Annotated in this window: 8 protein-coding genes; 4 read left to right on the top strand and 4 right to left on the bottom strand. The window is 44.1% G+C overall.

What is annotated here, in order from left to right; translation table 11 throughout:
* Window positions 1-57: 57 nt before the first annotated feature.
* Both B4F08_RS12785 and B4F08_RS12780 read right to left on the bottom strand, forming a co-directional pair.
* A complete protein-coding gene (locus tag B4F08_RS12785; protein ID WP_291374596.1) occupies window positions 58-3,195 on the bottom strand; it encodes an efflux RND transporter permease subunit in 3,138 nt (1,045 codons plus the stop codon).
* Window positions 3,196-3,197: 2 nt separating this feature from the next.
* Entirely contained in the window at window positions 3,198-4,298 is a 1,101-nt protein-coding gene (locus tag B4F08_RS12780) for an efflux RND transporter periplasmic adaptor subunit (protein ID WP_086210386.1), read from the bottom strand.
* A 151-nt stretch (window positions 4,299-4,449) separates the two neighbouring features.
* On the opposite strand from B4F08_RS12780, the gene B4F08_RS12775 reads away from it, so the two are divergent.
* The 4 genes from B4F08_RS12775 (at window position 4,450) to B4F08_RS12760 (ending at window position 10,636) form a co-directional block, all read left to right on the top strand.
* Entirely contained in the window at window positions 4,450-5,091 is a 642-nt protein-coding gene (locus B4F08_RS12775) for a TetR/AcrR family transcriptional regulator (RefSeq protein ID WP_291374595.1), read from the top strand.
* Window positions 5,092-5,282: 191 nt separating this feature from the next.
* Complete coding sequence (gene ppc / locus B4F08_RS12770; protein WP_110974715.1) at window positions 5,283-7,967, top strand: phosphoenolpyruvate carboxylase; 2,685 nt, start codon at window positions 5,283-5,285, stop codon at window positions 7,965-7,967.
* Between the two features lie 299 nt (window positions 7,968-8,266).
* Window positions 8,267-9,568, top strand: coding sequence for a solute carrier family 23 protein (locus B4F08_RS12765; RefSeq protein WP_291374593.1), 1,302 nt, complete (start codon window positions 8,267-8,269; stop codon window positions 9,566-9,568).
* 162 nt (window positions 9,569-9,730) lie between these two features.
* The gene (locus B4F08_RS12760; protein WP_291374591.1) at window positions 9,731-10,636 is read left to right on the top strand and encodes a LysR family transcriptional regulator; all 906 of its coding nucleotides are present in this window, start codon (window positions 9,731-9,733) and stop codon (window positions 10,634-10,636) included.
* Here B4F08_RS12760 and B4F08_RS12755 read toward each other — a convergent pair.
* Window positions 10,633-11,370 carry a sulfite exporter TauE/SafE family protein gene (locus tag B4F08_RS12755; protein WP_086210366.1) on the bottom strand — a complete coding sequence of 246 codons (738 nt, stop codon included), beginning with the start codon at window positions 11,368-11,370 and terminating at the stop codon, window positions 10,633-10,635. The two genes, B4F08_RS12760 and B4F08_RS12755, sit on opposite strands and share 4 nt — an antisense overlap.
* A 160-nt stretch (window positions 11,371-11,530) precedes the next feature.
* A partial coding sequence (locus B4F08_RS12750) for a TonB-dependent siderophore receptor (RefSeq protein WP_291374590.1) occupies window positions 11,531-12,953 on the bottom strand: 1,423 nt, incomplete at its 5' end.

The raw sequence follows: 12,953 nt of genomic DNA, 5'->3' as shown, positions 1-12,953 counted from the left end.
TTTCAGGTGCTACTATATTGAAATTTTCAATGTTTCGCACCTGATATTGGCATAAATTTACAGCTTATGGCTAATTTTTTTTACTTTAAACCACTGCGCATACAAGGCAGGTAAAAAGAACAGGGTTAATAGCGTCGCTACAATCAATCCACCCATAATCGCAACAGCCATGGGACCAAAGAAAATACTTCTGGACAGTGGAATCATGGCAAGGACAGCCGCCAATGCCGTCAGCACAATCGGACGACAGCGTCGCACGGTTGCATCAATGATCGCATCCCATGTTTCATGCCCTGCTTGAATGTCTTGCTCAATCTGATCAATCAAGATCAACGAGTTACGCATAATCATCCCCGACAGGGCAATAGTGCCTAACATTGCAACAAAACCAAAGGGTTTATTGAACAGCAGCAAGAATAGCACCACACCAATTAAGCCTAAAGGTGCGGTAAGCAGTACAATTGTCGCACGCGACATACTGCGCAGTTGAATCATCAGCAAGGTCATGACCACGGCTAAGAACAAAGGCATGCCCGCTGCAACCGATTTACCACCACGTGCAGACTCTTCCACGGTACCACCCACTTCAACCAAATAACCATTTGGCAATTCGGCACGCAGCTGATCCATCTGTTCAGCCATTTCATCCACTACAGTGGCAGGCTGTAATTTGGTTCGAATATCTGCACGCACCGTAATGGTCGGTAAGCGGTTACGGTGCCAGATCAATCCATCTTCAAAACCATAATTAATTTTCGCAATTTGCGCGAGTGGCACTGTGCCACCACTTGAGGTTGGAATAGCCAGACTGGAAAGGGACTCTACTTCAGCCCGTTCCGCTTGGTCTCCGCGTAAGCGGATCTCAATCAGTTCTCGCTTTTCACGGTATTGGTTAATCGTGGCACCCGAAATAGAACTGTTCAAGAAATTGGCTAAATCTAAACTAGACACCCCCATTTGGCGGGCACGGTCTTGATCAATCTCTAAGCTAATCACCTTACTTGGCTCACCCCAGTCAAGGTGTACATTCGTTGTGTTCGGGTTTGTGCCAATGAGCGCAGCTACTTTGTCCGCCCAGGCGCGAACCTGTGTCAAATCTTCACCTGATACCCGATACTGGATTGGATAACCAACAGGTGGCCCATTTTCAAGCAGAGAAACGCGAGTACGAACATCTGGCAGTAACTGACGGATTTGTGTATCTAAAGACTTGCGAATTTCATTTCGATCATCCAATGAAGAGGCCAAAACCACAAACTGTGCAAAACTTGCCTGTGGCAGTTGCTGATCGAGCGGTAAATAAAAGCGCGGTGAACCTGTGCCCACATAAGCCACATAGTTATCAATCCCCTTTTGCTTCGATAGGAACTGTTCGACCTTTTTCACTGCATTTTCAGTTGCGGTTAAAGATGCACCTTCCTCGAGTTTTAAATCGACCAAAATTTCTGCGCGATTCGAAGGCGGGAAGAATTGTTGTGGTACCAATTTAAACATGAGCACCGAGAGCACAAAGATCCCAACCGTTGTCGCAATGACCGTTTTTCGATAAGTCACACACAGATTGACCCAACGACGAAAACCTTGATAGAACTTGGTTTGATAGGGATCATGCTGCTCACCAGGATGATGCACCATTGACTGTGGCTCAGGCTGCTTGCGCAATCGTGCCCACAACCGGCTATACCACGGTGCTTTTTGGATGAGATCCTTATTGAAATCAGGCAATAATTTGTCGCCCAAATAAGGTACAAACAATACAGCCGCAAACCACGACACAATTAAAGCAATGGTCACCACTTGGAAAATAGAACGCGTGTATTCACCTGTACTTGAAGCTGCTGTTGCAATTGGCAAAAAGCCCGCAGCGGTAATCAATGTTCCCGTCAACATTGGGAAGGCCGTGGTTCGCCACGCATGCCCTGCGGCTTGTAGCCGACTATAGCCCTGCTCCATTTTAATGGCCATCATTTCGACTGCAATAATGGCATCATCAACCAACAGTCCCAGTGCTAAAATCAAAGCCCCCAACGAAATTTTATGCAAGCCAACATCAAAAATATTCATGCCTGCAAAGGTCATCGCTAAGACCAGTGGAATGGAGAATGCCACCACCAGCCCAGTACGGAAACCCAGTGAAAAGAAACTCACTAGCAGGACAATAATGACCGCTTCTGCAAGCACTTTCATAAATTCGTTGACACTGCGCTTCACCGCAACGGGCTGATCTGAAACTTTTTTCAACTCCATACCAAGGGGTAAGGTTTTTTGCAGATTAGAAAACTCAGTCTCTAGGTTTTTACCCAAAGCCAAGATGTCGCCACCTTTGCGCATCGAGACCGCAATTCCGATACCATTTTCGCCCATAAAACGCATACGGGGTTGAGCTGGCTCACTAAAGCCTCGATAGACATCAGCAACGTCACTAAGCTGGATGGTTTTTCCATTGACCAAGAGTGGCATACGTTGCAGTTCTGCAATGCTTTTAATCTGCCCTGTGACTCTCAGTTGAATGCGGTCAGACTTCGTTTCAAAGAAGCCTGCACTGGCCATGGTATTTTGCTGTTGCAACGCTTGTTGAATAGCTGTGACGGGAATACCTAACTGCGCAGCTTTGGTGTTGGAAATTTCAATCCAAATTTTTTGGTCTTGTAAACCAACAAGGTTCACCTTAGCCACATCTTTGACACGTTGTAGTTGTAACTGCAAACGATCGGCGTATTCTTTCATCACCGCGTAGTCAAAGTCTTTACCAGTCAATACATAGATATTACCGAAAGTGTCACCAAACTCATCGTTAAAGAAAGGACCCTGAACACCATCTGGGAGTTCATGCTTAATATCATTGACTTTTTTACGAACATCATACCAAACATCAGGTATTTCACTCGAGCGCATGGCATCACGTGCTACAAAAGTGACCATGGACTCGCCAGGTCGTGAATACGCCATAATGCGTTCGTATTTACCCGTGGTCATCAGTTCTTTTTCAATACGATCTGTGACTTGTTCCGATACCTCACGCGCAGTTGCACCAGGCCAGTATGTCTGCACCACCATGACTTTAAAGGTAAAAGGCGGGTCTTCACTTTGAGCAAGTTTGGAATAAGACACCACCCCAATGATCCCGAGTAACAACATAAAATAGAGGATCAAACCTTTATTTTTAAGTGCCCATTCGGACAGGTTGTAGTTCATGCTTAACTCCCTGCCGCAATCTGGACCGCTTTGTTATCACGGCTAATCGGTTTAATTTTCTGTTTTTCACGTAGTAAATGGACTCCGCCCACCACCACATAGTCTTTTGGCTGTAACCCTGAGCGAATAGTGACCGTATCGCGACCATACTCGCCAACAACCACAGGCACCTTACGAATACTGTTATCGCTGTTTACCACCCAGACATAGGCATTTTTCCCACTCGCTGAAACACTGGCTAACGGCACACTCAGCACATTACTCTCGGTGGAGCTAAAGAATACGCGTGCACTTTGCCCCAACTGAATCGCATTTTGCCCTTCACGCAGCGCCACTTTGACACTAAAGGTTCGGGACTGATCGGCTGCAGGGGAAATTTCACGTACATAGGCTGCAAAACGCTGATCGGGCTGAGACCATAGCGTAACGACGGCATCCTGTCCCACTGTAATTTTAGGAATAGCTTGTTCAGGGACACCGATCACGACTTCGCGATCACCTGAAATCGCCAGTTGAAAAGCGGGCTGTCCTGCTGAAATCACTTGCCCAATTTCAATATTTCGCTCGGTAATCACGCCATTTTTATTGGCAATCAGTTGGTTATAGCTGGTTTGGTTTTGTGTAACATTAAAATTGGCTTGGGCTTGTTTTAAGCTCGACAGTGCTGCTTTATATTGATTTTCAACGCTGTCGTACTGTGAACGACTGACCGCATTACTGGGTAATAATTGCTTAAAACGGTTAAGTTCATCCTGTGCATTTTTCTCAGCCGCTTGTGCACTCTCGAGTTGGGCTTTGGCAGAATTTAACTGTAACTGAGCATCTTGCACATCTAAGCGTGCTAAGACTTGTCCAACTTTGACTTGATCCCCCACATCGACCAATCGCTCTGTAACTTGCCCCCCAACACGAAACGACAATGCGGTTTGTTGGCGGGCTTGTACTTCACCCGCATAACTTTTTTGTTCTAAATGTGTGGTATTCGGTTGGCTCACCATAACTAGAGGGATGGGTTCTGATTCAGCCGTGTCTTTGCTGCATCCCCACAAGGTGATACTACATACCACCATCATACTTGCCACAAGGGTCTGAATTCTGCTCATTGAAGTCTGCTCTTCTTCCAAAATCACCTGCTCATCAGGCACAATATCCAGATGCAACATGGTTATTTTTTAATTAATATACTGCATAGTACACTAATTAAAGATAGACTAAGATGTAAATGACTTTTTGAACTTTTTTTTAGGATCACTTGTGCAAGCTTCAGCAGGACGTCCAAAGGATTTAGAAAAACGGCAACGGATTTTGAATGTTGCACGTCAGTTGTTTTTACAACATGGTTATCATGGCTCCAGTATGGATCAGATTGCCAAAGAAGCCCATGTCACTAAACTGACGGTATATAATCATTTTCAGGATAAAGCCAACCTGTTTAGTTGTGCCATAGAAGAAACCTGTGAAAAGCTGATGCTGGGTCGTTCATTTCAATTGCAATGTGCAGAAGACTTCCAACCTATGCTCAAACAAATCTGTACGCTGTCGATGTATATTATTAACCTGCCCGAAGCAATTAAACTGGAACATTTGTTATTACAACTAGCGGCAGAGCAAAATCCTCTTTTACATAACTTCTATAAAGCATCCCATCTTAAAATGCAGACTATTTGGGAGCAATTTTTTCATCAGGCCCAAACACTAGGCGTACTTCAGTTTGAACAAGTCAATGATGCCATCACCTTATTAATGTCTTTGCTCTTTGGTTATCGTCATCAAGAAATGCTATTGGGGATGAACGAGGTTCCTAGTGCAGAACAATCTGAACAAATCATTCAAGAAGCGATCAGCATTTTTTTATTCAGATACCCGATACAAAAACACGAAAAGCAAATAGAGTGACTTTGAATTTTTTAATAACAAATTCAGTGATTTGTCACTTATTCATGTGATTGACTCAATAGAGAGCAGCGATATAAGTCTTTCATTTGTTTCTAAATTCAGCAATTAATCCCCTACTTTTGTCTGCCCCTACTTGGATTGTCACCGAATCGGGGTATAGTCAAATTAAGAACAACGAGGGAATAATAATCATGATTCAACAAATTGATGCTCCACTACGTGAAGATGTCCGATTACTCGGCAACTTGTTGGGTGAAACCCTCAAGGAGCATGCTGGACAAGATTTGTTTAATCAGGTCGAGCAAATTCGTGCCTTATCCAAAGGTGCTCGCGACGGACAAGTTGAAGCTGAAAAACAGCTCGAACAACTTTTTTTAAGTCTTGAAGATGATGAAATTCTCCCACTGACTCGTGCTTTTACTCACTTTTTGAATTTTGCCAACATTGCTGAACAATATCACGTTGTACGTAGCCGTCGTCAAAGCGAATTTGATGTAAACACCCCGTCTCCCAATCCGCTCGACCACCTCTTTGAAAAATTCAAGAATAATGACATTCCCACTGATACGCTATTTCAGCAAATCTGTGATTTAAATATTGAACTGGTGCTGACTGCTCATCCAACAGAAGTCAGTCGCCGAACCCTGATCCAAAAATATGATGGTATCAATAACGCTCTCTTTAAAATGGATCAGCAGAAACTCACCCCACGTGAGCGCCAAACAGTTCTTGAAGACTTAAAACAATTGATCTGTTCGGCATGGCAGACCGATGAAATCCGTCAACATCGCCCAACCCCTGTGGATGAGGCAAAATGGGGCTTCACCACCATTGAGCAAACCTTATGGAATGCAGTACCGAAGTTCATGCGTGAACTGGACGACATGGTGATTGAGCACTGTGGGCAACGTCTGCCCCTCCATGTTGCACCTGTTCGTTTCGCTTCATGGATGGGCGGTGACCGTGACGGCAACCCAAATGTAACCCACAATATTACTCAAGAAGTCCTGTGGCTATCCCGTTGGAAAGCTGCTGATCTGTACTTACGTGACATTGAAGATTTACGTTGGGAACTCTCGATTCAAAGCTGTAGCGATGAACTGCGTCAAGCCTTGGGTCAAGACCATCCTGAACCCTACCGTGAATATTTACGCGATACTCGCGAACGGCTAAAAGCTACGCGCCATTGGTTAGCAGAAAAACTGCGCGGTGCCGATGCCGATGACAGCCGTGTCATTAAAGCTAAAGATGAACTGCTACAGCCTTTACTACTGTGTTATCGCTCTTTAATTGCCAGCAATCTACCTGAAATTGCCAATGGGAAACTGCTCGATTTTATCCATCGGGTGAACTGTTTCGGGATTGAACTGCTGAAATTGGACATTCGCCAAGAGTCAGGACGGCATCGCCAAGCGATTTCCGCGATTACTGAATATCTAGGTCTGGGTAATTTTGAAACGTGGACTGAACAAGCGCGCCAAAACTTTTTATTGCAGGAACTACAAAGCAAACGTCCGCTGTTGCCGAAACATTTAAATGAGCCTGCACAAAGCTTAATTGAACAACCCGAAGTACAAGAAGTGTTTGCCACCATGCGCACTTTGGCAGCGCAGCCTCAAGAAAGTTTAGGTGCCTACATTATTTCGATGGCGGAGTACCCAAGTGATGTACTGGCGGTACTACTTTTGCAAAAAGAAGCCGGGATCCAACATCCGCTGCGTGTGGTGCCTTTGTTTGAAACACTGAAAGACTTGGATGGCGCCGCAAGCACGATGAATACCCTATTCAATATGCATTGGTATAAACAGCATATTCAGGGCAAGCATGAAGTGATGATTGGCTATTCGGACTCGGCAAAAGATGCAGGCTTTATGTCAGCCAATTGGGCACAGTACCGTGCGCAAGAAGAATTAACCGCGGTTGCGAAAAAGCATGGCGTACAACTGACCCTCTTTCACGGTCGTGGCGGTTCCATCAGTCGTGGCGGTGCACCAACACAACAAGCCCTGTTTTCACAGCCACCCGGCTCAATTTCAGGTGCCATCCGAGTCACTGAACAAGGCGAAATGATTCGCTTCAAGTTTGGCCTAGAAGGTATTGCGCTGCAAAACTTAGAGATTTATACCGCTGCTACTTTAGAAGCCACTTTACTTCCACCACCTGTTCCTAAACCTGAGTGGCGCGAGTTGATGCACAGCATGACCGATTTGTCGGTGCAGGTGTATCGCCAAACCGTGCGAGAAAACCCGCACTTCGTCAAGTATTTACGCACAGTCACCCCAGAGCTAGAGCTACAAATGTTGCCGCTTGGCTCACGTCCGGCAAAACGGAAAGTCAGTGGTGGCATTGAGTCTTTACGTGCCATTCCGTGGGTATTTGCGTGGACACAGATTCGTTTGATGCTACCAGCTTGGCTCGGTACAGGCGCTGCAATTAACCAAGTGATTGATCAAGGGCATAAAGCGACCTTGGATGAAATGCTGGCGACATGGCCGTATTTCCAGACCCTGATTGATATGTTGGAAATGGTGCTCTCAAAATCGGATGGTCATGTGGCGCTGTATTATGAATCACACCTGACCAATGATGAAGATTTGAAAGTGCTTGGGGAACATCTGCGTCAACGTTTAAAATATGCAGTGCAAACCCTGTTAGCACTTAAAGGTGAATCGAAACTACTGAGCAGTAACGAAGTTTTAGACCAGTCCATGCGTGTACGTAAGCCGTATTTATTGCCGCTACATTTGCTTCAGGCAGAGTTAATGAAACGTCGTCGCCGTTACTTAGAAAGTAGCCAAGAAACCAATACACCTGTAGACCATGCTCTGATGGTCAGTATTGCAGGCATTGCGGCTGGATTACGAAATACTGGTTAAAATTTTAAGCCTGTTTAATTTACAGCACATCACTATGGTGTGCTTTTTTATTGACCGCATGGTCAAACCTGTTAAAAAAATTTATCAATCTAATCATAATTATTTATGAATAAATAATTGGCAAAAATTACCAATTAAGCCTTGATTTATCGTTATTTTTAAAAATTAAAACTTTTACCATGCGGTAAAAAGCTCTGAAAAGTCATAAGATTAGTTTGAACAATTTTTTGTATCACTGATTAAATCTTCTAAAAAACAAGAGTATGATGTGCACAATTTATCTTTAGAGTGCTCAAAAAATGTCCAATTGGTTCCCCAAATGGCGCCCGTACGAAGGCAACATAGATGCACGCCCTGTTGGCACAAGTGAATATCTTCCAGCTTCACAAAGTGCAATTTTAGGTGTTCAGCATGCCTTTGCTATGTTTGGTGCAACAGTTCTTGCACCATTCTTAATGGGTTTCGATCCTAATCTTGCCATCTTAATGTCAGGGATTTGTACCATCTTGTTCTTTATTATGACGGGTGGTCGTGTTCCAAGTTATTTGGGTTCAAGTTTTGCCTTTATTGGCGTGGTGATCGCTGCAACGGGCTATACTGCATCGGGCACAGGCGCACTCAATCCAAATTTAGCCATGGCGGGTGGCGGGATCATCGCTTGTGGTCTACTTTATACATTGTTTGGCTTTATGGTTATGACAACAGGTACCAAGTGGATTGAAAAACTGATGCCACCTGTAGTGACAGGTGCTGTAGTCATGATCATTGGTCTAAACCTTGCCCCTGTTACAGTCAAAGGCGTTGCTGGCAATACCTTTAATATGTGGATGGCACTGGTTACCGTGTTATGTATGGGCTCAATTGCAGTCTTTACTCGTGGCTTATTGCAACGCCTATTGTTATTAATTGGTCTGTTAATGTCTTATTTGGTCTACTTCATGGTGACCAATGTGATGGGCTATGGTACAGCAATTAATTTTACCCCAATTCAACAAGCCGCTTGGTTTGGTTTGCCGACTTTCCATGCACCTGAATTTAATGCCAATGCCATGATGATCATTGCACCGATTGCTTTGATATTGGTGGCGGAAAACTTAGGTCACATTAAAGCTGTAAGTGCGATGACAGGTGAAAATCTTGATCCACAGATTGGTAAAGCATTTGTTGCTGATGGTATTGCAACGACTTTAGCAGGTGGTGTAGGTGCTCCTGGCATGACCACCTATGGTGAAAACATCGGGGTCATGGCAGTCACACGAGTTTATTCGACCATCATTTTTGCCATCGCAGGCGTATTTGCCATTTTCTTGGGTCTGTCCCCAAAGTTTGGTGCGATTATCCATACCATTCCGACTGCAATTTTAACCGGTGCGTCGATTGTGGTCTTTGGCTTGATTACCATCGCGGGTGCAAAAATCTGGATTGAAAACAAAGTCGATTTCTCACAGAACAAAAACCTGATGGTGGCTGCGGTAACCATCATTTTAGGTACGGGTGATTTTGCCTTACAAGTTGGCAGTATTAACTTGGGCGGTATTGGTACTGCAACCTTTGCAGCTTTGTTCCTCAACTGGTTCTTCAGCTTAGGGCAAAAAGATTAATCGGCCTTATTTTTTGAGTATTCGTTTTTGATCGCAGCCTTCGGGCTGCTTTTTTTTTGGTCGGATGCGCTACCTTCTATTTCATATGCCACTCTGCTAAAGGGATGTCTCAAAACGCAAAAAGGACTAAGATAAAGCAACTTTTTCCGCGTTGAGCCTGCCATGCGCCTTGATTTTTTTGATCTGCAATTGTTTATCAATATCCTGAGTACAGGCAGTCTCACCAAAGGTGCAGAACGTTCCGCCATTTCTTTACAGGCAGCCAGTGAGCGGATTAAAAAATTAGAACAGCATTTTGAAGTCAGTTTATTTACCCGCCATGCAACAGGGGTAAAAGCGACCCTTGCTGGACAAACTTTTGCTGAACATGCACAACATTTGCTACAACAGCAGCAACAATTACAACAGGCCATGTTGCCCTTTGTCCACAGTGCAACGAGTAACATTATTCTGTGGTGCAACTCATCAGCGCAAAGTGAATACTTACCCCATTTATTGCCACAGTATTTGATGGAAAATCCAAAACTTCATATCGAATTAAAGGAAGCTGAAACCAATGACATTATTCAGGCCCTCAGCATAGGCACGGCGAAGTTGGGACTGATTTCCAGTTTTTTCGATGCAGGACAACTTGAAACCCAAGAATTTGCTGACGATCCGTTGGTGCTGATCTGTCCGAATCAGCATACACTTGCCACTGTGGTTCAACTGGAACTGGGTGAATTAGTGCAATATCCTTTTGTAGGCCTCATGCCATACCATTCCCTACAACAGTCCATCGAGGCTCAAGCCAAACGCTTAGGCTGTGAGATTCACTATCGGCTACGGGTCCCGAACTTTGCCGCAATCGCACAAGTCGTTGCCAATGGCGTCGGCATTGCCATTATTCCCAAACGGGCAGCACAGCGTTTAAACGTGCAGTATGACTTTCAGCAGATTGAACTACTAGGCAAATGGGCCAACCGCAAGTTGCTGCTAGCGACACGGTATTTTGATCAGCTCCCCGCAGATTACCAACGCTTTAGTCAATTCCTCTTGAGCCAACATGATCAACTCATTGCGCATTAAAGCCAGCCCAATTGATGTAAAACCATATAACTGCCAAATAGCACTAAGCCCACAAAAAACACCTTACGAAAGGCTTGCTCAGGGATGCGGTAGCGAATTTTAGTGCCCAACCACATTCCGAGCAATGCAGGCAGTAGTGCGATCAACGACAATTGATAGTCAATTGGGGTATCTTCAACAGGATTCAGATGTAAATATGCAGCTAGACACAAAGTTGAAACGGTAAAGGCAAGGCCAAGCGATTGTACCAAATCATCCCGCTTTAAATGCAAAGACTGCAAATACGGCACCACAGGAATCACCACCACCCCTGTCGCGACTGTCAAAGCACCACCCAAATAACCCATGATCGGCGATAGATATTTTTCATAGGGGGCTAAGTTGGGCATGTTTTTGGCAAACAAACCATATAGACCATAAATGGCCAGCATTCCGCCCAACAACGCTTCACTTTGAAATTCGCCATGTCCGAGCGTAGGAAAAACACTCCAAACTGAACCGATGATCATGCCCACCAACAAGGGCCAAAAGCGCTGTAGCAGTCGCAGTACACGCCCTTCTGCGAACAATTGCCAAACGTTCGTGACCATGGAAGGGATTATGAGCAAAGTTGCCGCTTGAAATGGGCTAATCACCAAAGATAAAAGTCCCATCGACACGGCGGGCAAGCCCAATCCAATGGTGCCTTTAATCATACCTGCGACAGCAAAAACAAAAATAACAAAAGCAAGCATGACGCTTCTCTCTAAACACTTAGTGCCATGCTATAAAATTTGAATGCGGGGTCATATCACTGTTTTTAGAAGTAAGCCTCAATCAAAGATTGAGGCTTACTGGAAAGCATGCTCTGGACTCAACTGTTATTGAATCCAAATGTGATGGCTGTGATTCTGCTTAGTATTTGAAATTTAGGCTGAAGCGGAAAGTACGTGGATCGCCCCAGCTCACCAATTGTGCATTTGGCGTGGTTCCAACTAAATACTCTTTATCAAACAGGTTTTTTACGCTGAATTTTGCGCCCCAATTTTTCGCTTCATAACCTGCACTGACGTCGTAGAGTGTATAACTCGATAACGGTACATAATAGGTATCTCTTTGTGCTGTACGCTCGCCCTGATAAGTTGCAGCTACACCAACATTCCAACCCAGTTGATCACCACCAAAGAAATATTGAGTTGATAAAGAGGCCGCATTTTTAGGCACATGGTTAATTCGCTTGCCAATATCACTGCTGGTTTCACTTTCAGTGATTTTGGCTGTAGGAATATAACTATAGGTTGCGGTCAGGTTCCATTGATCAGTCAAAGCTGCGGATAATTCAGTTTCAAAGCCTTTGGTCTTTTGTTCACCAATTTGTACAGAATAAGTATTTGTTGGATCTGGCTCTGTAACATTCTGACGGGTTAAATCATAATAAGCCACATAACCTTGTAGTCTTTGATTCAGCCCTTGGAACTTCACACCAACTTCATATTGTTTCCCTTCTTCTGGGTCCAGCAGCGTGTCATCTGCACCAGCATCACTCACTGGTAAGAAGGAGGTTGCATAACTCACGTAAGGGGCAAACATATCATTAATCTGATACATCACCGAAGCACTACCCGTAAAAGCATTATCTGAATTTTTAGTTGTTGTATTGGTTAAAATATTATCAATTTCAACTTGCGTCCAATCATGACGACCCGATAATCCCAAGATCCAATGATCATCAATTTTAAAATTATTACGTAGATATACACCCATATATTGGGTATCTGTAATTTGATGCGTTTTGGTTTTGGTCGCCTTTGCCATTGAAGTGTAAACAGGATTGTCCGCATTAAAATCCGTTGTTGCTGTATAACTTCTCCGTTCATAATCACTACGCTCATGCATCATGTCCAAACCAACCATCAAATCATATTGGGTTTTGCCCCAATCGAAATGACGCGACAAATTATGATCCAGCGCAAAATTCACATCATCTTTAATCTGTCTTTCCACCGTCCGTTTGAAGGTTGGTAAAAAAGCGCCACTAGCTGCCAATACAGGATTATTATCTGCATCGGTTTTAGTGACTGCAAAATTTTGCTTAAAGGTCCAGCCATTATCAAAATAATGTGCATAGTTCGAACCTAAGCGCAAAACATCAACCGTATTGCTTAAATTCGGCGCGCCAAAAAACAAACTCTGTGAGTAATTTTTATAAGCACCATTACTATAAGGAATCCCTTGCTGACGAATAAAATCACGATGTTGATAGCTCGCTATCACAGACAACTCATCTTTTTCGCCTAAATCAAAATTATAAGAAGGCGCAATATAATAATTTTTATAA

It is taken from the genome of Acinetobacter sp. UBA6720, assembly GCF_002454215.1.
Classification (GTDB): Bacteria; Pseudomonadota; Gammaproteobacteria; order Pseudomonadales; family Moraxellaceae; genus Acinetobacter.
Note: the sequence above shows the minus strand (reverse complement) of the source record. Positions and strands in the feature narration are given on the sequence as shown.

Excerpts from the sequence above, each read along its gene's own strand:
- B4F08_RS12780 (WP_086210386.1), bottom strand. The coding sequence starts at position 4,298 with ATGAGCAGAATTCAGACCCTTGTGGCAAGTATGATGGTGGTATGTAGT.
- B4F08_RS12785 (WP_291374596.1), bottom strand. The coding sequence starts at position 3,195 with ATGAACTACAACCTGTCCGAATGGGCACTTAAAAATAAAGGTTTGATC.
- B4F08_RS12765 (WP_291374593.1), top strand. The coding sequence starts at position 8,267 with ATGTCCAATTGGTTCCCCAAATGGCGCCCGTACGAAGGCAACATAGAT.
- B4F08_RS12755 (WP_086210366.1), bottom strand. The coding sequence starts at position 11,370 with ATGCTTGCTTTTGTTATTTTTGTTTTTGCTGTCGCAGGTATGATTAAA.
- B4F08_RS12760 (WP_291374591.1), top strand. The coding sequence starts at position 9,731 with ATGCGCCTTGATTTTTTTGATCTGCAATTGTTTATCAATATCCTGAGT.
- ppc (WP_110974715.1), top strand. The coding sequence starts at position 5,283 with ATGATTCAACAAATTGATGCTCCACTACGTGAAGATGTCCGATTACTC.